Source organism: Flagellimonas algicola (assembly GCF_005937185.1).
GTDB classification, from domain to species: Bacteria; Bacteroidota; Bacteroidia; order Flavobacteriales; family Flavobacteriaceae; genus Flagellimonas; species Flagellimonas algicola.
On the sequence record NZ_VCNI01000002.1, the window covers coordinates 107,134 to 127,219 of the forward strand.

Here is a 20,086-nt window from a genome sequence, read left to right on the forward strand (position 1 = left end):
AAACAATCCAAAATACACATTTGGATTGTTTTTTAGCCAAAAATATCAGGCTTATTGTCCGGAAAGACTGTTACCCTCGTAAGTGGTATAATTTACCTTTAACAAATTCACTTTTCGCAATTCTTCCTTGATATCGGAAACGATGCCCATGCCCACTTTTTTATCCACTTTTAATGAAACCGTCACCAAATTTCTAATGGCTTCTGGTTTCTTGGCGAGCTCTGAAAGCACATAAGGGGCAACCTCATTCACATTGGCCAGTCTTTTGTCCAATTGGATTTTGGGTTCTGCCCCCAAAACCTTTACCAAATCCTCGGCGGGTTTCCCTACATATATCTCGATGACCCTATCCTTCTTTTCCAATTTTTTGACTTGATCCGCCATTGGAAGTTCGTTATCCACCAGCATAGGATAATCCTTGATGGTAGTCACCGTCATAAAAAAGAATAGGAGCATAAATACAATATCCGGTAAGGACGCGGTTGAAATTGCCGGCATTCCTTTTTTGCTTTTTTTAAAATTTCCCATGATCTTTCTTATTTAATTTGATTGGTTTGTGCCTCAGACAACTGCATGGGAAACAAGTCTCTAATTGCCATAATATTCTCCTTCAGCACCTTTTTGATTTCCGATGGCGTCTCAGCATCAAAATAACGTTGCTCCATTTCCACAAAATCCATATTGAACAAACGTTGGGACTCCCTATTTCTTAATTCGTTGTATGCCGCTGTCAATTCATTTTGCACAGTGACATAAGTGCCATAGGTAGCCTCCCTATCACTATTCAAAGAAATAATAGCTTCCTTGGGATGGTCTGATGAATTAGGATTTCGGGCTCCTAGGCAATAGCTGCAATCGTCATTATCTCCTTGGCTCTCCCCACCATTATCCAGAAATGCTATAGCTGCATTTCGAAGGTCTTTGAGCTGCATTATTTCGCTTTCCACCATGAGTTCATCATTCTTGTTGAGAACGATCCTGAACACGTTTCGCTCATTGAACGTAATTGGTGGCGTAGGTTCCTTTGAAGGTAATTTTCTATCCAATCCCATATCGGTTTGGATGGTTGCCGTGACCAAGAAAAAGATAAGTAACAGAAAGGCAATATCTGCCATGGATCCGGCATTCACTTCCGGAATTTCGTTGTTTCTAGCCATAATGAAAATATTTAGTTGGACATATTGATTAAATAACCCAGTCGGGCTATCCAAACCATCACAACAATTATTCCAAAACACTGGAGACCAAAACTATCGGGAAGATTTCATAAAAGTGCATAAAAAAACGCTCCAAATCTAAAACTTGGAGCGTTTTCCACTAAATCTAAGTTATTGTCTACTGCAGATTGTTGAAAGCATTACCTTCATAAGTCGTATAGTTGACCTTAAGGGCATTTACTTCTCTCAATTGCTGCTTAATATCGGCAATAAGGCCCATATTGGCATTCTTATCCACCTTTAATGCGGTAGTCAATACATTTTGTAATTCTTGTGGTTTTTTGGCACGCTCTGCCAAAATATAAGATCCTACCTCATCTACATTCGCAAACTTATCATTCAATTGGATTTTTGGTTCAGTACCAAAAACCTTTTGATATTCTTGCGTAGGCTTTCCTACATAAATATAGACAACTCGGTCTTTTTTCTCCAACTTCTTGATTTCAGTTGCATTTGGAAGCGTATTTTCCACCAACAAAGAACTATCTTTCATCGTAGTTACTGTCATAAAAAAGAACAGTAGCATAAATACGATGTCTGGCAACGATGCGGTTGAAACCGCAGGCAAATCGCCATCTTTCTTTTTTGCAAACTTTGCCATACGTTAATTACTTTAGTTACTTGTTGTTTCAGCTTCCGATAGTTTCTGTGGAAACATATCTTGAATCCTCTTTACATCATCCTTCAATTTTTCCAATTGTGATGCTGTAAATAAATCTTTGTTTTTTGGATCGAGATACTCCCCTTCCATTTCAACAAACGATCTTCCAAAGATTCTTTGGGCTTCTCTATTTCTAAGGTCGTTGTAAGCTCCTACCAACTCATTCTGAACGGTGATATAGGTACTGTATTTGGTTTCCCTATCATTCTTCAGAGAGATAATCGCTTTGGATGGGTTATCCGAGGAAGCTGGATCTTTTCGTCCCTTGCAATAATTGCAGGTACCATCCGCTCCATTTTCAAGAAAGTCCATAGCGGCTTTTCTCAAACCTTTTAAGTCCATCAACTCATCCTCAACCAACAATTGACCATTTTTATTGATGTTAACCGTAAAAATGTTCTTTTGCTTGATTACCACATCCTCCTCTGGCGGTTCCATTGGTGGCAACATACGATCCAATCCTGCATCTGTTTCAATGGTCGTGGTAACCAGGAAAAAGATAAGCAATAGGAAAGCGATGTCTGCCATAGAACCGGCATTCACTTCTGGTGCTCCTTTTCTTCTAGGCATAACTTTGAGTTTTTACTTAACAAACATTTTTTTCAACCCTGGAAAAACCATTAGAGCTACGGCTACGGCAGTTAGGATAAAGAAAACATTCAATCCCATGCCTATGTTTTTTACCGTTCCTTCCGTTGCGACAATGTTTGGATTGTTAGCAAATGAATCCGCTACCGCTTTAGCTTCTTCCGAAGAAGAAAGCCCGTACGAAATCGCGACCACAATGGCCAAACCTCCAAGCGCAAACAAGGTCTTCTTAAGGCTTCCCGGTGTAGAGAGTAATTTTTTCAATCCAAAAAACAAGGAGGCAACAACAGCTATTGCCAATAATATGTACATGATAACGAACATGAAGTTCATTGATCCACTATTAATGGCATCCGGGTCATCAGCAGATGGTAAAGAGAACCAGAGTACGGCCGCAACCAACCCGATGACAATCAATACTATTTTAATTATTTTATTCATGATTCTCGATAGTTTTAAATTTCGTAATTACTTTTTATGTGCTGCCAACATATCTATTAAAGATATGGAGGAGTCTTCCATGTCATTTACGATACTATCGATTTTTGCAATGATATAGTTGTAGAAAATTTGAAGGATAATCGCCGTGATCAAACCGAATACGGTTGTCAATAACGCCACCTGAATATCACCAGCGATCAAAGAGGCACTCAAGTTACCCACAGCTGCAATTTTCTGGAAGGCCGCAATCATACCAATTACCGTACCCATGAACCCAAGCATGGGTGCAATAGCGATAAACAATGATAGCCAAGAAACGTTTTTCTCCAATTGCCCCATTTGAACCCCACCATAAGCCACAACAGCTTTTTCAGCGGATTCCAAACCTTCACCGGCTCTATCCAAACCTTGGTAGAAAATGGAGGCAACAGGCCCTTTGGTGTTTCTGCACACTTCCTTAGCGGCTTCTACACCACCGGAAGCCAAAGCATCTTCCACTTGTTGCTTAAGTTTGGCAGAATTGGTGCTGGCCAAATTCAAATAAATTATTCTCTCAATGGCAACCGCCAATCCCAAGATTAAACATAAAAGTACGATTCCCATGAAAGCAGGACCCCCTTGGATAAATTGTTCTTTCAAAACCTGGGTGAAACCTTTGCTGGCTTCGGCCGCGGCTTCATCTTGAAACATAGCTGCAGAAGCAGATGTAGTTCCCATAACAAACATTCCGGCAGCAGCCAGAGTAAAGGATAATTTTTTCATTTTTCTAAAACTTAAATTTAGTTAGTTAATAATGTTAAAGATATAAAAATTTTAATACCAAAAAATTTTTATACCTAGCAGAGAGGAAGGGATTCGAACCCTCGATACACTTTTGGTGTATACACACTTTCCAGGCGTGCGCCTTCGACCACTCGGCCACCTCTCTAATTAATCTCAGTATAGGCCGAGCAATAAACGAAAAAATAATTATTAAATGAAATTTAAGCCGTTAATTTTAGAGCATTTCGCCCCGTAAAGAAGTTTCGAAAATCGTTTTAAAAAGCCTACGCGAAACTTTGGTCCCCAGCAGGTACATTGCCTTGGTAATGGCTGCTTCCGTCGTAATATCCTTTCCGTTAATCAATTGCATTTGCTTGAGCCTTTCACTAGACTCATAAAGCCCCATGGCAACACTTCCTCCAGAACACTGGGTTACATTAATTATATGCAACCCTTTATCTACTGCATTCCCAATTTCAGACAAAAACCAATCATCCATTGGAGCATTTCCAGCACCATAGGTTTCCAGAATCAAGACTTTTAATCCCGTTACTTGCAAAGCTGATTTTAGAACTTCATGGTTCAATCCCGGGAAAAGTTTAAGCACCATGACATTGTCATCCAAATTCTTGTGCACTTGTAAGGGTTTCGATTTTGAAGGTCGTTTCAATAGATAGGAATGATGCACATTAAGGTGCACCCCAGATTCTACCAAAGGCGGATGGTTAAGCGAAGCAAATGCCTCAAAATGCTCTGCATTGATCTTGGTTGTCCTATTGGCCCGGTACAACTTATACTCAAAGTACAGCCCCACCTCTTGTATTACAGGTTTACCTTTGCTCTGTAGAGCAGCAATCTGAATGGAGGTAATCAAGTTTTCCTTGGCATCCGTGCGTAAGTCACCTATAGGCAACTGAGACCCCGTAAAGATGACAGGTTTAGCCAAATTCTCCAACATAAAACTTAGGGCCGAAGCCGAATAGCTCATGGTATCACTCCCATGCAATACCACAAAACCATCATAGGCCTTATAATTTTCCTCAATCATGGTAGCGATGGTTGCCCAGTATGTTGGATTCATGTTCGAAGAATCAATGGGATCCTCCAATGAAAGCCCTTGAATTTCGCAATCCAGCTGGTTCAGTTCAGGAATATTGTTGACCAGCTCTTCAAAATTGAACGCTTTTAGAGCCCCAGTCTCATAATCCTTGACCATTCCAATAGTACCTCCAGTATAGATCAACAAAATGTTTGTCTTCATTTCTTCTGATTAAATTCCAAAAACCTGTTTTGAATTCTCTGTCGTTATGCTGGCAATCTCTTCTTGGCTCATACCGTAGATCTCAGATAACTTTTCCAATACCTTAATTATATAGGAACTCTCATTTCGTTTTCCTCTAAAGGGCACCGGCGCCAAATAAGGGGAGTCCGTTTCAAGAACAATATGCTCCAAGTCCACTTCATGTAAGAACTGATCTATTTTTCCATTTTTGAAAGTTGCCACCCCTCCAATTCCCAATTTCATATTGAACGATATAGCACGATGCGCCTGCTCCAATGTTCCGGTAAAGCAATGGAATATGCCGTACAGGTCTTCACTTTTTTCCTGTTCCAATACTTCAAATATCTCATCAAAGGATTCCCTGGAATGAATCACAATGGGAAGTTGGTATTTCTTGGCCAACCGGATCTGATATACGAAAGCTTCCTGTTGTTGCTTCAAAAAGGATTTATCCCAGTACAAATCGATACCGATTTCACCCACCGCATAGAACTTGCGTTTGGCAAGCATCTCCTCCACATGTTGCAGTTCTTCCCTGAAGTTTTCTTTCACATGGGTAGGATGCAATCCCATCATCAAAAAAACGTTGTTGGGAAAGTCAGATTCCAAATCCAACATGGATTGGGTATAGGTGGAATCAATTGCGGGAATGAAGAATCGTTCCACGCCCAAATTCATCGCAGATTGTATGATTTGGGCACGATCTTCATCAAAGGCTTCGCTATACAAATGGGTATGTGTATCGGTTATAACCATAAAGCAAAAATAGGTTTATCTTTAATAAAAATCGTAGATGAAAGCGCTCAAAAAATTCTTGAAATCCAAAAATTACGTGCGGATACCCTTGGTGCTGACCGCCACCAATCATTTTGAAATTTCAGCTATGATCAATGGGGTTTCAGGTCGATTTATTCTGGACACGGGAGCTTCCAATACCTGTGTGGGCATGGATAAAATAGACTATTTCAAGATGGTTTCTGAGGTATCGGATATTAAGGCAGCTGGGGCAGGCGCGACCGAAATGGAAACCTTGGTCTCCGCAAAAAATAAAATTCAGATCGGATCTTGGTCCAAGAAAAAACAGAAAATTGTGTTGTTTGATTTGGTTCATGTCAACCAAGCCTTGACCTCACATAATTCCCTACCTGTTGATGGTATTATTGGAGCGGATCTCCTTAAAAAAGGAAAGGCTGTTATCGACTACGATAAAAGGTGCTTGTTTTTAAAAACGCCGTGAACAATTAACTGAAAACCTTCACCTTTATTGGTTATTGGTTATTGGTTATTGGTTAAACATAAAAAATGGAGAAAAGATGGGAGAATTAGTGGAATTTTCCCATTTTCAAATTCAAGCATTTTCACATTTATAGCTTGTGATAGACCCTAGAAAGTTACCTATCCAAAAAAGTACGTCCGAAACAAAATCGAACCTAACCTATCCTATAACTCAAGAGCTTTTTTCACATTGCCGTCCATCAGCAATTCTTCAGGACTTTCCAATGCTTCCTTCACGGCAACCAAGAATCCAACGGATTCCTTTCCATCAATGATTCTATGATCATAGGACAACGCCACATACATAATAGGCGCTATGACTACCTGTCCATCCTTGGCAATGGGGCGCTCCACAATATTGTGCATCCCCAAAATCGCACTTTGGGGAGGATTGATGATTGGTGTTGACAACATGGAACCAAATACTCCACCATTGGTAATGGTAAAGGTGCCGCCGGTCATTTCGTCAACGGTAATTTCCCCTTCCCTTGCTCGGATTGCCAATCGTTTTACCTCAGATTCTACGCCTCGGAAAGTAAGGTTCTCCGCATTTCTAATTACGGGCACCATAAGTCCTTTAGGGCCTGATACCGCTATGCTGATATCACAAAAATCAAAGGACAACATTTCTTTTCCGTCAATCATGGAGTTTACGGCCGGATACATTTCCAAAGCACGGACTACGGCTTTTGTGAAGAAAGACATGAACCCAAGGCTAACTCCGTGTTTTTCTTTAAAAGTTTCTTTGTATTCTTTTCGTAGCGCAAAAATGGGAGACATGTCCACTTCATTGAAGGTAGTCAACATGGCCGTTTCATTCTTGGCAGCAACCAAACGTTCGGCCACTTTTCTTCGAAGCATTGACAGCTTGGAACGGGATTCTCCTCTGTTTCCACCTGTTGGAGTTCCCATGGATGGAACTGCCTTTACCGCATCATCCTTGGTGATTCGTCCATCTCTTCCTGTTCCAGAAACTGAGGCTGCCTCAATGCCTTTCTCATCCAAAATTTTCTTAGCTGCGGGAGAAGGGGTTCCTGAAGCATACGTTTCCTTTTTCGCTTCAACTGCTTTTGGAGCTTCCACTTTGGCAGGCTCTTCTTTCTGTTCTGATTTAGCTTCCGACGCAGGAGCTGCATCTCCTTCAGGTTTGGCGGCACTTGTATCAATCAAACATACCACTTCACCTACCGCAACGGCATCTCCTTCTTCAGCTTTTAAGGTTATGATTCCACTTTCTTCCGCCGGAAGTTCCAAAGTAGCTTTATCTGAATCGACCTCGGCAATGGCCTGATCCTTTTCCACATAATCCCCATCTTGCACCAACCACTCTGCTATTTCTACCTCGGTTATGGATTCCCCTGGCGAGGGAACTTTCATTTCTAAAACCATGTTATTCTAGTTTTACGCTTTTGTAATTTATCTTCTTACCATGTTGTCCTTGCTTTTGTCAAAGACATATTCTATAACTTGCGCATGTCTTCTTTGGGACCGTACTGCGCTACCTGCTGCCGGAGCTCCATAGAATCTTCGCGAAGCCACCCTAAAGGTTTTGGCTTCCTCAAAATGCATCAACAAATGCCCCCAAGCCCCCATATTTCTCGGTTCTTCCTGAGCCCAGACGATATCATTGGCATTTTTATATTTTTTGATAATGCTTCGCATCTCCCTGGAAGGAAGCGGGAATAATTGTTCCAGTCGGACCAAGGCCACATCCTCTCGCTGCAACTCTTCCTTTTTGTCCAGCAAATCATAGTAGAATTTCCCTGTACAGAAAACCAGGGTTTTCACCTTGGACGCAGATGCTTGTTCATCATCAATCAAAGGCTGGAAACTTCCCTTGGCCATCTCTTCCTTGGTGGATAAAACCTTAGGATGTCTCAACAAACTTTTGGGAGTAAAAACCACCAAGGGCTTTCTAAACCCAGCCTTCATTTGTCTTCGCAACAAATGGAACATATTGGCAGGGGTTGTAACGTCCGCCACATACATATTATCCTTGGCACAAAGCTGAAGATATCTTTCCATTCTGGCGGAAGAGTGTTCCGCACCCTGACCTTCATATCCATGGGGCAATAAAAGTACCAGACCATTCTGCAGTTTCCATTTGTCCTCTGCGGAAGACAGGTATTGATCTATAATAATTTGAGCTCCATTACTGAAATCCCCGAACTGGGCTTCCCATATGGTCAAGGTTTTTGGACTAGCCATGGCGTAGCCATAATCAAACCCCATTACTGCATATTCTGAAAGCAAGGAATTGTAAATATGGAATTTCCCATTCTGATTTTCTCCCAATTCATTGAGCAGTGTAACTTCCTCTTCATGCATTTCGGTCTTGATAACGGCATGTCTGTGGGAAAAGGTTCCCCGTTCCACATCCTGACCGGTCATACGTACATCATACCCCTCCTCTATCAAAGATCCGTAGGCCAAAAGCTCGCCCATGGCCCAATCCAGTTGGTTGTCTTTGAAATACATTTTGTTCCGGGCTCCTACCAATCGCTCCAACTTTCGCAGGAATTTCTTCCCTTCCGGCAATGCTGTGATACTCTTGGCAATGGCATCAAGTTTTTTCTGTGGATAAGAGGTTTTAATATCCCCCAACATGGCGTCTTCGGTTACCTGTCCAAAACCTTCCCACTCATCTTGCATGAAAGGCGTAATCACAGTCTTTTCAACCTTACGGGAATCCAATAAATCCTCCTCCAGGTTTTTCTTATATTCGGCCTCTAAACTCTTGACATAATCCTTGTCTATGATTCCTTCCGCAATCAATTTTTCTGCGTAGATATCCCTTGGATTTTTGTGCTTGGAAATAGACTTGTACAATAAGGGCTGGGTAAACTTGGGCTCGTCCCCTTCGTTGTGTCCATACTTTCGATATCCTAGCAAATCCAAGAAAATATCGCGTTTGTAACGCATTCTATATTCCAGTGCAAAAGTTGCCGCATGCACCACTGCCTCAGCATCATCCGCATTTACATGCAATACCGGCGACAAGGTCACTTTACCTACATCGGTACAATAGGTGGATGATCGTGCATCCAAATAATTTGTGGTAAACCCAATTTGGTTGTTGACCACAATATGAATGGTGCCCCCAGTATGGTAACCATCCAAGCGGGCCATTTGTATAATTTCATAAACCACTCCCTGCCCTGCAAAAGCAGCATCGCCATGCACTAAAATTGGAAGTACTTCAGATACATTTTCTTGGTGATGACGGTCTTGTTTTGCCCTCGCAATTCCCTCAACAATTCCATTTACGGTTTCTAGGTGGGATGGGTTTGGGGCAATATTCATATTGACCACTTTTCCAGAGTCCGTTTCCCGTCGTGAGGTCCATCCCAAGTGATATTTTACGTCCCCATCAAAGATGGTCTCTTCATAATCCTTGCCATCAAATTCGCTAAAGATATCTTTCGGTGATTTACCAAAAATGTTGGTCAGCACATTCAATCGGCCACGGTGGGCCATTCCCATCACAAACTGCTTCACTCCTGCATCAGCCGCTTTCTCCATAATGACATCCAAAGCGGGAATCAAAGACTCGCCACCTTCCAAGGAAAAGCGCTTTTGCCCTACATATTTGGTGTGCAAAAACCCTTCAAACGAAACGGCCTCGTTAAGCTTTCTAAGGATATTTTTCTTTTGCTCCGGAGAAAAATTGGGATGATTGTCATTTACATTCAACCAATCCTGAATCCACTGAATCCGTTCTGGGGTTCGGATATACATATACTCCACCCCTATGGCGTCACAATAGATCCGCTCTAGATGGGCAACAATGTTCTTAAGACTGCTTGGTCCTATCCCAATAATCTTTCCCGCATCAAAAACAGTGTCCAAATCAGCATCGGAAAGGTTAAAATTGGTGAGCTCCAGTGATGGTTCATACTTCCTTCGTTCCCTCACTGGATTGGTCTGGGTAAACAAATGCCCTCTGGAACGATAACCGTTGATCAGCTTGATCACCTGAAACTCCTTTTGCAAGGATTGTGGAAGGGCCACTGCCTCTCCGTTGGACGAAATCACCATTCCGTTTGAAGAGGTCAAATCCAATTCATCCAAGGAACTTTCCAAACCAAAATCAAAACCTTGGAAAAAAGCCCTCCAACTGGGTTCAAGACTATCTGGGCTTGTTAGATATTTATCGTATAGCTCCGCAAAAAATGAAGTGTGCGCAGCATTTAAAAAGGAATATTTATCCATTGATAGTTTCTAGCAAAAGCTATGCAAAAATTTAGTCAAAAATACAACAAATACCATTGGTACATCAACAAACTTGGCCTAATTTGACAAAATGCGCCTAGGAGTTATATTTATGTCGGAACCAGACTTTCTGCCACTCCCTTTTAAGGATCAAAAAGCAAACAACGGAAGAGGCATCCACAGCATCAAGAGTGGTTAACTTCTTGATTTCCTGCTCTGGGATATCCACAATGTAGAGCAGGTTTAAATAGTTCTGGAATTTTTCCAAAATCAGGAAGTAGATTTTCTCATGTAGTAAGGACTTTACTTCCTTGGGACCGATTTCCTTGGGAAAATCCAAGGGAGCATTTGCCAACGCAAAATCCTTGCTAAGCTGTAGGAGCAAGCTATCATAGAGCTGCTCCTGCTGAGCAAACTCAACTATCTCAAGACTGGTATTGAAATTGGATTCCACAGTGTAACTACGTCCAACTTAATGAATAGGATTTATTCCGACTTATAAATTTTCCCTTCTTTCATAACAAAATTTACAATTTCCAGGGTCTTAACATTCTTCAATGGGTTATCATCAACAGCAACAATGTCTGCGATAAAACCCTTTTTTAGTTGCCCCAGTTCATTTTTCATACCCAGGAGCTCTGCATTGGTTATCGTGGCGGAACGCAATGCATCAATCACTGGCATCCCTGCTTCATGCATATACGTAAATTCTTTTCCATTATCACCATGAGGCGATACGCCAGCATCAGTGCCAAAAGCAATAGGCACTCCTTTTTCATAGGCTTTCTTAAAATTTTTCTCGCTAACCGGACCTATCTCTCTAGCTTTTTTAGCAACAATTGGAGGTAAAAAGCCTGGAATTTCAGCCATTTGTGCTGCAGCTTTACCTGCAGATATGGTAGGTACAAGATAGGTGTTGTGTTTTACCATCAAATCCATAGTGGGCTCTTTCATTAACGTACCATGTTCTATTGTTTTTATGCCTGCTTTGATAGCTCTTCGCATACCTTCATCACCATGCGCATGGGCAGCTGTTAGCATGCCATAGTCTTTCGCTGTTTCAACTATAGCCTCGATTTCTTCTATAGTAAATTGCGGGTTTTGACCACTTTTGGCCACACTCAATACACCTCCAGTAGCTGTAATTTTAATGACATCGGCCCCATCTTTGTAGCGTTGTCGAACGGCTTTTCTAGCATCTTCTGCAGAGTTTACCACCCCTTCTTTTGGACCAGGATCACCCATTAAGGAAATTTTCATTCCATTGGTGGGATCAGCATGTCCTCCGGTAGTTCCAATGGCTTTGCCCGCAGTAAAAATTCTTGGCCCTACCACTAAACCTTTTGCTATAGCCTTACGAAGTGCAATATTTACTCCTGAGCCTCCTAAATCCCTCACAGTAGTAAAGCCGGCCAACAAAGTTCGTTTTGCATACACTGTTGACTGAAATGCCACATCAGCATCATTTTTAGTGAAACGATCCAAGTAACGGCTAGGACTTGATTCTCCTTCGATATGAACGTGCATATCTATAAATCCAGGAAGAACGGTCTTATCTTTTAAATCGACAACTTTATCTTCCGCGCCACCAACCTGATACCCATTTTGAATGGACTTAATGGATTTTCCTGAAACCACGATGGTTTTCTCCGAAAGGGTTTTACCCGATTGGACATCCACGATTTTACCACAATGGAGATAGGTGTCCTGGGCCATTAGGATGGAACCTATAAGCAATGCTGGAAGTAAAAGAAAGTTTTTCATATTTGAGTTAGCTAAAAGATTATCGTTTAAATGTAAGCATTGATTCCGTTAAAGCCATAAAACCCCTTCCGGATGTATCAAAAAAAGCCCGTCAAATGACGGGCTTTTTGATTTTCTTTGTTGCAGGTATTAACCTCTTACCTTGCGCTCCCAATCCCAGGCCGACTTCATGGAATCATCCAACGTAGATCCCGCTTTCCAACCCAGCACTTTATTTGCATTAGTGGTATCGGCATAGGCTTTGATTACATCTCCAGGTCTTCTATCCACTATCTTGTAGTTCAATTTTTCGCCAGAAACACGCTCAAAACTGTGAATAACCTCTAAGACAGAACTACCCGTTCCTGTTCCAAGATTAAACACCTCGTAATTGCCTTCATTTTTTTGATTCAACAATCGCTGTAGCGCCACAACGTGTGCTTTTGCCACATCCACAACATGAATGTAATCCCGGATACAGGTTCCGTCATTGGTAGGATAATCATCCCCAAAAACAGAAAGTTGTTCCCTTAGCCCTACCGCAGTCTGTGTAATAAACGGCACCAAATTTTGCGGTATTCCTAGGGGCAACTCCCCTATTTCCACAGACGGGTGAGCTCCAATTGGATTAAAATAGCGTAATGCAATGGCCGCCAATTGCGGGCTAATTTTACAGGTATCCCTAATTATCTCCTCACCAATTTGTTTGGTATTTCCATACGGAGATTCCGCGGGTTTTACCGGGGCGTCTTCTGTTATGGGCAATTCGTCTGCCTGTCCATAAACCGTACAGGAAGAACTAAATATGAAATTGGCTTTATCCATTTTTGTGAGTTCTTGTAGCATGTACACCAAAACCCCGAGGTTGTTTTCATAGTACAGGAGTGGTTTATCCACACTCTCTCCCACTGCTTTTGATGCAGCAAAATGAATAACCCCCTCCAAATCCGCATGCCTCTTAAAGAAATCCTGAACATCAGATTTATCCCGAAGGTCAAATTTTTCAAAAATGGGTCGGATTCCGGTAATGGCTTCTATACCATCTAGAACATCTTCGGATGAATTGGATAAATTGTCTATGATGACCACCTCAAAACCTTCATTTTGAAGTTCAACAACGGTATGGGACCCAATAAACCCAAGTCCCCCAGTCACAAGTATTTTCATCTGTTTAAAATTTTTTGATATCTGAATGCCAGCTTAACGTCTGGAAGGTTCAAAAAATTTGAATTCATTCAGGAACTCCTATAAATTTTAATCATTTACCTAGATGAAGTTGAAATGATGAAAATTTATGCTCGTTTTATTATTGGTTATTTACAAAGTCTATGACCAAGTTGGTGATAAAAGCAATTTGTTCATCATCCAATTCTGTGTGCATTGGAAGGGAAACGACTTCTTTTATCAATTGATTGGTGACCGGAAAATCCGCCTCATCATAACGATTATTAGCATAGGCTTTCTGCAGATGGAGCGGAACTGGATAGTACACCCCACATGGAACGCCGTTATCGTTCAAATGTTGCACTAAATTGTCTCTTTTTTCGTTCAAAATACGAAGCGTATACTGATGAAAAACATGACAATCACAATCATCACAGATACCTTCACAATTCCGTACCATTTTTGGGATTACAATGTTTGGCTGTCCTTGAAAGGCCTTGTTATACTTTTGGGCAGCCTCCCTTCTTTTTTTGTTGTAGTCGTCCAATTTTGGAAGTTTGGCTTTTAGGACCGCCGCCTGTATGGAATCCAAACGGGAGTTCACTCCTACAACATCATGGTAATATCTTCTGTACATTCCATGGTTGACCATACCCCGTATAGTATGTGCCAAGTCATCATCATTGGTGAAAATGGCTCCGCCATCGCCATAGCAGCCTAAGTTTTTGGATGGAAAAAAGGAGGTAGAGGCCACATGCCCCATGGTTCCTGCCTTTTTCTTGGTTCCGTCAGCAAAGGAATAACTGGCTCCGATAGCTTGTGCATTGTCCTCAATCACAAAAAGATTGTGCTTTTCTGCCAAAGCCATAATGGCGTCCATATTGGCACATTGTCCAAAAAGGTGTACGGGTACAATAGCCTTGGTTTTGGGAGTAATGGCTTTTTCGATGGCTTCGGGATCAATGTTGAAAGTATCAGGTTCTACATCAACAAGGACGGGGGTTAAATTGAGCAGGGCTATAACCTCTACAGTGGCCGCAAATGTAAAATCGGCGGTGATAACCTCATCCCCAGGCTGCAAGCCCAGACCCATCATACAAATCTGCAATGCATCGGTGCCATTGGCACAGGGGATTACATGTTTTACCTCCAAATAATCTTCCAGTTCCTTTTGAAAGGAATGAACATAAGGACCATTGATAAATGCTGAGGATTCCAGGACTTCGGTGAGGGAAGAATTCACCTCATTTTTTATCCCTTCGTATTGACCTTTTAGGTCAACCATCTGTATTTTCTTCATTAAGATAAATTGAATTACAAAATTAAGAAATTAAGATGCCATAATGGCCTATTGATGAAAGAATGTAATTTAGCGGAAAATGAATCTCTTGCACCTCATTTACGACCTATTGATAAGGCTGACCTGGTGGAGCCTGCATCTTGTAGCCCTGTTTAGCACAAAAATGAAATTGTTTGTTAGGGGCCGAAAAAAAACCAAAAGCATCCTTGAATCACAAGTCAAGACCAATGACAAATGGATTTGGATGCATGTAGCTTCCTTGGGTGAGTATGAACAAGGGGTTCCTATCCTGAAACAAATCCGATTGGCGTATCCTTCGCATAAGTTGGTACTCACTTTTTTCTCCCCTTCTGGTTATGAAGTGAAAAAGGATTCCCATCTCGCAGATCTTATCCTGTATCTACCCATGGATACACTGTCCAACGCCAAACAATTTTTGGATAGTCTAAATCCCGAACTCGCCATTTTTATCAAATATGAGATTTGGCCCAACTACCTACGTAATTTGAAGCAAAGAAATATTCCAACCTTATTGGTTTCTGCCATTTTCTCTAAAAGACAAATCTTTTTTAAACCTTGGGGCAGTTTTATGCGAAAAAGCCTCAATGCATTTACCCATTTTTTTGTTCAGGACGAAAATTCCAAACTACTCTTGGAATCCCTGGGCCACCAAAACGTTATGGTAAGTGGAGACACGCGTTTTGATCGCGTCTCAGAAATACTTGCACAGTATAACCAATTGGATTTTATGGATGGCTTTAAGCAAGATCATCTTTGCTTAGTTGCGGGAAGTACCTGGCCGGAGGACGAGCAGCTATTGTCCGCGTTTATCAATGCCTCGTCGCAGCAAGTTAAATTTGTATTGGCTCCACATACCATAAAGCCAGCCCATATCGAAAAAATCAGGGAGTCCCTTAGCAAAGCGGTGATTTGCTATTCTGAAATAAAGGCAGGTGATAACCTGAGTATATATGACGTCCTCATTGTTGACACCATTGGTTTGTTGACCAAAATTTACAGCTATGCGGATGTAGCCTATGTGGGAGGTGCCTTTGCAACCGGACTGCACAATACCTTGGAACCTGCTGTTTTTGGTATACCCGTAATTATTGGCCCAGATTATCACGGATTCAAAGAAGCTGAGGACTTGGTTGATAAAAAAGGTATTCGGGCAGTACAGAATGGGCTGGAATTCAATTCACTTTTGGATCAACTGGTATTGGATGAAAGTTATAGAAAGCAAACTGGCGAAATCAATTCCTTATATATCAAACAAAATGTGGGTGCCACGTCCAAGGTTATGGGGTTGATTGAAACCATTCTTTAATTTTTTCCTAGTTTTAGGAAAATCCAACCATCATGAACAGCCGCATATTTAGAATATCCCTTACCGCTGCCCTAGCGGGTTTTTTATTTGGTTTTGATACCGTTGTAATTTCAGGCGCCAATCTCCCAATCAAGGAACTTTGGAATACCTCTCCAATTTTTCATGGTGTCTTTATTATGAGCATGGCTTTATGGGGCACAGTTTTAGGTTCCTTGTTAGGTGGTATTCCTTGTGACAAACTCGGAAGAAAAAAGACGTTGATCTGGATAGGCGTTCTATACTTTATTTCAGCCCTGGGTTCAGCAGTAGCGCATGACCCCTATTTATTTTCCTTTTTCAGGTTTATTGGTGGAGTTGGGGTTGGTGCTTCCTCGGTGGCTGCTCCCATTTACATTTCAGAAATATCGACTGCAGAAAACAGGGGGAAGTTGGGAGCCATGTACCAATTCAACATTGTGTTTGGTATCCTCATTGCGTTTTTCTCCAATTATTTCTTGAAGGGATTTGACGGGGCCAACGATTGGCGATGGATGCTAGGGGTGGAAGCTATACCGGCTTTGGCCTATACCCTTATGGTTCTTACCGTACCTAAAAGTCCTAGATGGCTCATGTCCAAACATCAAGATGAAAATGGTGCGCTAAAAACATTGGAATATATCACTACCAAAGAACAGGCACAAGCCAGACTGAAGCAAATCAAGGAAGCGCTGGACAAAACGTTCTCCAAGGAAAGTCTCTTCTCTGGGAAATACAAAAAACAATTATCCCTCGCATTTCTAATTGCTTTTTTCAATCAGCTGTCCGGAATCAATTTCATCCTCTATTATGCACCCGAAATTTTAGAAAGAGCAGGATTGGCCTCCAAAGAATCCCTGTTTAGTTCCATATCCATCGGCGTCATTAATTTGGTTTTTACCCTATTGGGTATTCGACTCATCGACCAACTGGGTAGGAAAAAGCTAATGAAGATTGGATCGGTTGGCTATATCATAAGCTTGGCCATGGTAGGTTGGTGTTTTTACAGCGGTGCAAACTCAACTGTACTGTTGGCCTTCATTTTAATGTTCATTGCGTCACACGCAGTGGGGCAAGGAGCCGTAATTTGGGTATTTATCTCTGAAATATTTCCCAATAAGGTTCGAGCGTACGGCCAATCTTGGGGAACAGGAACCCATTGGGTGTTTGCAGCCTTGATAACACTCGTTACCCCCATATTTTTGGATGCGGAAAATGGTATATTTCGGGATAATCCCTGGCCTATTTTCTTATTCTTTGCTTTTATGATGGTATTGCAGCTCCTGTGGGTCATTTTTAAGATGCCAGAAACCAAAGGCGTATCCTTGGAGGAATTGGGCAGGAAGTTGAGCGGCAAATCCAAATAATACCAAGGATTGTACATCACATGCTTAAAAGCTGACATTTAGTCGAATATAGCGCTGAGATTTGCAAAACATCTGTGAATAATTCCGTACATTGAAAGGAAATTACACTACTATGACTGATGAAATCTCTTTTGGCAACAAAATGCTGGTTGGCTTTTTACGGCTTATGGTATTTGTCCTTGTAATCATTTTGGTAGCCATTCCTGTTTGCATCCTTTTGGACTTTTTGGGGCTTTTGGGATAAAAAAATGCGGCAGATGGTTAGTCTACCGCATTATTAAGCTTTTGAAATCACCTAAAAAATCACATCCTCTTCTTGCATGGCGGTGGTCATTAGCCTGATGTATGCGTCAATGGTTTTGTTCACCTTGCTGGGTTCGGTTACCTCAAAGTCCCCTTTCCAAATGAGTTCGCGTTCCTTATCCACACAGATACAGTAGAGAGCCGTTTCAATATGGTACAAATTGAAGGTCTCGTAGTATTCGGGGTCATAATACATATCCTGATGTCCAAGATAATCCGTACTAAATCGAGTATATAGGTTATTGAACTTGTTCATACGCTCCCTAAAGGTCCGTCTGTTTTCCGTTCCCACAACTTTGGTGAAAAGTATGGCATCAAAACCCTTATCCAGCAATTGCTGTTCTACTTCGGAAAGTTCTTCCTCCGATTTTTCAGAAGAAGTAAACTCCACATCAAAAAGGTCAATACTGCGCATGGCTTCAACTCCGGTTTGCTCCAATTTTTTTGTTAATTGGGTCTCAAACTCAATTCGTACTTCATCGTCCTGACTCATCCCGACCACTAGAACTTTGTAGGCATCAAACAAGACAATATCTGGATTCTTCCAGGTTCCCACCAACTGGGTGGAAGCACATCCTGTCATCAGGATTAATGATAAAAGAATCAATTTAGGTTTCATCGTCTTAATTTTAATGGTTCACTTTGCGGTACCTCAGGAATTACCTGTCAATGTCTAATAAAGACCCCTTGTCTCTTTTCCAACTGTCTTTTTAAATCATCAACGGTCTCGGCCATGGATTTCTCAAAATCATGTGATTTGGATTTGGCAAACAATCTAGGGCCGGGAGCGCTCAATTCAATCTCACAAATGTTATCTTCCCCAGCTTTGTCATGCTCCATCTTGAACAGTACATTGGCTTTGATAACCCAACTATACTTCTTCCCAAGACGTTCTAATTTCTTCAACAATAATTTGTTCAAGGATTCACTGGACTTCATTTTCTGATATTGAATGTTGACAACCATAATGCTAAATTTTAAAATCAGTATAAAGCTAGCTACAGGATAATCTGGAAAAAATGACAATTGTCAGGATTTGATAGCGTAAGATTTGCTATCTGCATTTCCAAAAACCAGTAAAGTATGATGCTTGTCTTTGTATGTGGCTATTTCAGGAGGAAAGGTTGACCTGTACTTTGTAAAACCGAAAACCAAAATTCGCTTTCCAAATCTATTTTCTTTCGTTTTTTGGTGACTTCTGTAATTGGGATGTAAACAAACTTGTTGTTCACTTTGCAGGCCACAAACTTGGTCTTCCCGGCCATGGCTCCGTGTACTGCATGATACGCCAAACGACTACAGTACACACTATCGCTGGAATTGGCGGGAGCACTTCTAACGATGTAACTGGGGTCAATGTACTTGATGGTAACCGGAATATCTGTAAAATACTCCTTGATTCTTTCCTTCAGAAAAACCCCGATATCTGAATGCTTTACGTTCCCGGATGCATCTTTGACCCTATTCTTATCGGTAAAAAGTTGCTGACCGGCGCCTTCGGCCACCACAATGACCGCATGTTTTTTTCTTTCCAAGCGCTCCCGTAATACGCCTAAAAATCCCAATTCCCCTTCCAGTTGAAAGTCCATTTCTGGAATAAGTACAAAATTTACAACGGGCATGGCCAAAGCTGCGGATGCCGCAATAAAACCGCTATCCCGCCCCATGAGTTTAACTATTGAGATGCCGTTGTAAGCTCCTGCAGCTTCATTATGTGCGTCCCTGATGATGGGACTTGCCACATCAAAAGCAGTTTCAAAACCGAAGGATTCGTCGATCAAATCAATATCATTGTCAATGGTCTTTGGAATCCCTACAACGCTGATGTTGGCACCTCTTTTTTTGATTTCCTCGCCAATGGCGTCCACCCCTTTAAGGGTGCCATCACCTCCAATGGCAAATAGCATATTTATGTTGTTGGACTCCAAGGTATCCACCATTACGGACACATCCTGTCCTCCCCTGGAAGAACCAAGAAATGTACCACCAAACTGGTGAATGTCCTTGACTTTTTCTGGTGTGAGTTCTACAAATCCGTGGCCTATTTCGGGATTCAGGCCTTCATACCCGTAAGGCACTCCCATGATGCGTTTTATTCCGTAGAAATAATGGAGGGCCATAACCACCCCACGTATCACATTGTTGATTCCCGGACAGAGACCTCCGCAAGTAACTATGGCCGCCGTGGTTTCCTTGGGGTCAAAAAAGATATTTTGACGCGGGCCCGCCTTTTCCAAACAATTAGGTTCCTCACCAGTAGAAAGGCAATGGGCGTATTGGTCCATGGAAATATCAAAGACCAACCGATCCGATTCGCTGACAAAATTAAAGATATGATCTCCCCTGACAGTGCTTAACTGCAGGGGAGATTTATAATTTGGCGCTCCAAGATGTTCTATTTGAAATCTATTTGTTTCGCTCACACTGTT

The 20,086-nt window shown here is 41.7% G+C and carries 21 protein-coding genes and 1 tRNA gene; 4 read left to right on the plus strand and 18 right to left on the minus strand.

The window, feature by feature from the left end:
• Window positions 1–51: 51 nt before the first annotated feature.
• From FGG15_RS09380 to FGG15_RS09420, 9 genes are all read right to left on the minus strand, one after another.
• A complete protein-coding gene (locus tag FGG15_RS09380; RefSeq protein ID WP_138835606.1) occupies window positions 52–528 on the minus strand; it encodes an ExbD/TolR family protein in 477 nt (158 codons plus the stop codon).
• Window positions 529–536: 8 nt separating this feature from the next.
• On the minus strand, window positions 537–1,157 hold the full coding sequence (locus tag FGG15_RS09385) for an ExbD/TolR family protein (protein ID WP_138835608.1): 621 nt from the start codon (window positions 1,155–1,157) through the stop codon (window positions 537–539).
• Window positions 1,158–1,335: 178 nt separating this feature from the next.
• Window positions 1,336–1,818 (minus strand): ExbD/TolR family protein, encoded by a 483-nt coding sequence (locus tag FGG15_RS09390; protein WP_138835610.1) that lies wholly within the window; start codon window positions 1,816–1,818, stop codon window positions 1,336–1,338.
• Window positions 1,819–1,830: 12 nt separating this feature from the next.
• Entirely contained in the window at window positions 1,831–2,448 is a 618-nt protein-coding gene (locus tag FGG15_RS09395; RefSeq protein ID WP_138835612.1) for an ExbD/TolR family protein, read from the minus strand.
• Window positions 2,449–2,460: 12 nt separating this feature from the next.
• Complete coding sequence (locus tag FGG15_RS09400; protein ID WP_138835613.1) at window positions 2,461–2,907, minus strand: hypothetical protein; 447 nt, start codon at window positions 2,905–2,907, stop codon at window positions 2,461–2,463.
• A gap of 27 nt (window positions 2,908–2,934) precedes the next feature.
• Complete coding sequence (locus FGG15_RS09405; protein ID WP_138835615.1) at window positions 2,935–3,669, minus strand: MotA/TolQ/ExbB proton channel family protein; 735 nt, start codon at window positions 3,667–3,669, stop codon at window positions 2,935–2,937.
• A 78-nt stretch (window positions 3,670–3,747) separates the two neighbouring features.
• A tRNA-Ser gene (locus FGG15_RS09410) sits at window positions 3,748–3,835 on the minus strand.
• Window positions 3,836–3,904: 69 nt separating this feature from the next.
• Window positions 3,905–4,930 carry an asparaginase gene (locus tag FGG15_RS09415; RefSeq protein WP_138835617.1) on the minus strand — a complete coding sequence of 342 codons (1,026 nt, stop codon included), beginning with the start codon at window positions 4,928–4,930 and terminating at the stop codon, window positions 3,905–3,907.
• Between the two features lie 9 nt (window positions 4,931–4,939).
• Entirely contained in the window at window positions 4,940–5,707 is a 768-nt protein-coding gene (locus tag FGG15_RS09420) for a TatD family hydrolase (protein ID WP_138835619.1), read from the minus strand.
• A 37-nt stretch (window positions 5,708–5,744) separates the two neighbouring features.
• Here FGG15_RS09420 and FGG15_RS09425 point away from each other — a divergent pair, with 37 nt between their 5' ends.
• Complete coding sequence (locus FGG15_RS09425) at window positions 5,745–6,188, plus strand: retropepsin-like aspartic protease (RefSeq protein ID WP_138835620.1); 444 nt, start codon at window positions 5,745–5,747, stop codon at window positions 6,186–6,188.
• A gap of 203 nt (window positions 6,189–6,391) precedes the next feature.
• Here the strand turns inward: FGG15_RS09425 and odhB are convergent, their stop codons facing one another.
• From odhB to FGG15_RS09455, 6 genes are all read right to left on the minus strand, one after another.
• Window positions 6,392–7,615, minus strand: coding sequence for a 2-oxoglutarate dehydrogenase complex dihydrolipoyllysine-residue succinyltransferase (gene odhB / locus FGG15_RS09430; RefSeq protein WP_138835622.1), 1,224 nt, complete (start codon window positions 7,613–7,615; stop codon window positions 6,392–6,394).
• A gap of 27 nt (window positions 7,616–7,642) precedes the next feature.
• The gene (locus FGG15_RS09435; protein ID WP_138835624.1) at window positions 7,643–10,438 is read right to left on the minus strand and encodes a 2-oxoglutarate dehydrogenase E1 component; all 2,796 of its coding nucleotides are present in this window, start codon (window positions 10,436–10,438) and stop codon (window positions 7,643–7,645) included.
• Window positions 10,439–10,535: 97 nt separating this feature from the next.
• Window positions 10,536–10,892 carry a hypothetical protein gene (locus FGG15_RS09440; RefSeq protein ID WP_138835625.1) on the minus strand — a complete coding sequence of 119 codons (357 nt, stop codon included), beginning with the start codon at window positions 10,890–10,892 and terminating at the stop codon, window positions 10,536–10,538.
• Window positions 10,893–10,924: 32 nt separating this feature from the next.
• Window positions 10,925–12,202, minus strand: coding sequence for a metal-dependent hydrolase family protein (locus tag FGG15_RS09445; RefSeq protein WP_138835627.1), 1,278 nt, complete (start codon window positions 12,200–12,202; stop codon window positions 10,925–10,927).
• A 129-nt stretch (window positions 12,203–12,331) separates the two neighbouring features.
• Window positions 12,332–13,348, minus strand: coding sequence for a UDP-glucose 4-epimerase GalE (galE, locus tag FGG15_RS09450; RefSeq protein WP_138835629.1), 1,017 nt, complete (start codon window positions 13,346–13,348; stop codon window positions 12,332–12,334).
• A 139-nt stretch (window positions 13,349–13,487) separates the two neighbouring features.
• Complete coding sequence (locus FGG15_RS09455) at window positions 13,488–14,645, minus strand: DegT/DnrJ/EryC1/StrS family aminotransferase (RefSeq protein ID WP_138835630.1); 1,158 nt, start codon at window positions 14,643–14,645, stop codon at window positions 13,488–13,490.
• 79 nt (window positions 14,646–14,724) lie between these two features.
• Between FGG15_RS09455 and FGG15_RS09460 the strand changes: the two genes are divergently transcribed.
• The 3 genes from FGG15_RS09460 to FGG15_RS20370 all read left to right on the plus strand — a co-directional run bounded on the left by FGG15_RS09460 (window position 14,725) and on the right by FGG15_RS20370 (window position 17,598).
• Window positions 14,725–15,972 carry a 3-deoxy-D-manno-octulosonic acid transferase gene (locus tag FGG15_RS09460; RefSeq protein ID WP_313790986.1) on the plus strand — a complete coding sequence of 416 codons (1,248 nt, stop codon included), beginning with the start codon at window positions 14,725–14,727 and terminating at the stop codon, window positions 15,970–15,972.
• A gap of 32 nt (window positions 15,973–16,004) precedes the next feature.
• Window positions 16,005–17,354: a sugar porter family MFS transporter gene (locus FGG15_RS09465; protein ID WP_138835632.1), complete on the plus strand. Its 1,350-nt coding sequence runs from the start codon at window positions 16,005–16,007 to the stop codon at window positions 17,352–17,354.
• Between the two features lie 112 nt (window positions 17,355–17,466).
• Window positions 17,467–17,598, plus strand: a complete 132-nt coding sequence (locus FGG15_RS20370) for a hypothetical protein (RefSeq protein ID WP_262710830.1) — start codon at window positions 17,467–17,469, stop codon at window positions 17,596–17,598.
• Window positions 17,599–17,649: 51 nt separating this feature from the next.
• Here FGG15_RS20370 and FGG15_RS09470 read toward each other — a convergent pair whose 3' ends face one another.
• The 3 genes from FGG15_RS09470 to FGG15_RS09480 form a co-directional block, all read right to left on the minus strand.
• On the minus strand, window positions 17,650–18,276 hold the full coding sequence (locus FGG15_RS09470) for a hypothetical protein (protein ID WP_138835634.1): 627 nt from the start codon (window positions 18,274–18,276) through the stop codon (window positions 17,650–17,652).
• A gap of 47 nt (window positions 18,277–18,323) precedes the next feature.
• Window positions 18,324–18,623 (minus strand): HPF/RaiA family ribosome-associated protein, encoded by a 300-nt coding sequence (locus tag FGG15_RS09475; RefSeq protein ID WP_138835635.1) that lies wholly within the window; start codon window positions 18,621–18,623, stop codon window positions 18,324–18,326.
• 140 nt (window positions 18,624–18,763) lie between these two features.
• Window positions 18,764–20,080: an ATP-dependent 6-phosphofructokinase gene (locus FGG15_RS09480; protein WP_138835637.1), complete on the minus strand. Its 1,317-nt coding sequence runs from the start codon at window positions 20,078–20,080 to the stop codon at window positions 18,764–18,766.
• Between the last annotated feature and the right edge of the window lie 6 nt (window positions 20,081–20,086).

Bases quoted from the DNA above. Each gene is read 5' to 3' on its own strand.
- odhB (WP_138835622.1), bottom strand. From the start codon at position 7,615: ATGGTTTTAGAAATGAAAGTTCCCTCGCCAGGGGAATCCATAACCGAG.
- FGG15_RS09390 (WP_138835610.1), bottom strand. From the start codon at position 1,818: ATGGCAAAGTTTGCAAAAAAGAAAGATGGCGATTTGCCTGCGGTTTCA.
- FGG15_RS09380 (WP_138835606.1), bottom strand. From the start codon at position 528: ATGGGAAATTTTAAAAAAAGCAAAAAAGGAATGCCGGCAATTTCAACC.
- FGG15_RS09465 (WP_138835632.1), top strand. From the start codon at position 16,005: ATGAACAGCCGCATATTTAGAATATCCCTTACCGCTGCCCTAGCGGGT.
- FGG15_RS09460 (WP_313790986.1), top strand. From the start codon at position 14,725: ATGAATCTCTTGCACCTCATTTACGACCTATTGATAAGGCTGACCTGG.
- FGG15_RS09395 (WP_138835612.1), bottom strand. From the start codon at position 2,448: ATGCCTAGAAGAAAAGGAGCACCAGAAGTGAATGCCGGTTCTATGGCA.
- FGG15_RS09425 (WP_138835620.1), top strand. From the start codon at position 5,745: ATGAAAGCGCTCAAAAAATTCTTGAAATCCAAAAATTACGTGCGGATA.
- galE (WP_138835629.1), bottom strand. From the start codon at position 13,348: ATGAAAATACTTGTGACTGGGGGACTTGGGTTTATTGGGTCCCATACC.
- FGG15_RS09415 (WP_138835617.1), bottom strand. From the start codon at position 4,930: ATGAAGACAAACATTTTGTTGATCTATACTGGAGGTACTATTGGAATG.
- FGG15_RS09400 (WP_138835613.1), bottom strand. From the start codon at position 2,907: ATGAATAAAATAATTAAAATAGTATTGATTGTCATCGGGTTGGTTGCG.
- FGG15_RS09470 (WP_138835634.1), bottom strand. From the start codon at position 18,276: ATGAAACCTAAATTGATTCTTTTATCATTAATCCTGATGACAGGATGT.
- FGG15_RS09475 (WP_138835635.1), bottom strand. From the start codon at position 18,623: ATGGTTGTCAACATTCAATATCAGAAAATGAAGTCCAGTGAATCCTTG.
- FGG15_RS09405 (WP_138835615.1), bottom strand. From the start codon at position 3,669: ATGAAAAAATTATCCTTTACTCTGGCTGCTGCCGGAATGTTTGTTATG.
- FGG15_RS09455 (WP_138835630.1), bottom strand. From the start codon at position 14,645: ATGAAGAAAATACAGATGGTTGACCTAAAAGGTCAATACGAAGGGATA.
- FGG15_RS09420 (WP_138835619.1), bottom strand. From the start codon at position 5,707: ATGGTTATAACCGATACACATACCCATTTGTATAGCGAAGCCTTTGAT.
- FGG15_RS09385 (WP_138835608.1), bottom strand. From the start codon at position 1,157: ATGGCTAGAAACAACGAAATTCCGGAAGTGAATGCCGGATCCATGGCA.
- FGG15_RS09435 (WP_138835624.1), bottom strand. From the start codon at position 10,438: ATGGATAAATATTCCTTTTTAAATGCTGCGCACACTTCATTTTTTGCG.
- FGG15_RS09445 (WP_138835627.1), bottom strand. From the start codon at position 12,202: ATGAAAAACTTTCTTTTACTTCCAGCATTGCTTATAGGTTCCATCCTA.
- FGG15_RS20370 (WP_262710830.1), top strand. From the start codon at position 17,467: ATGACTGATGAAATCTCTTTTGGCAACAAAATGCTGGTTGGCTTTTTA.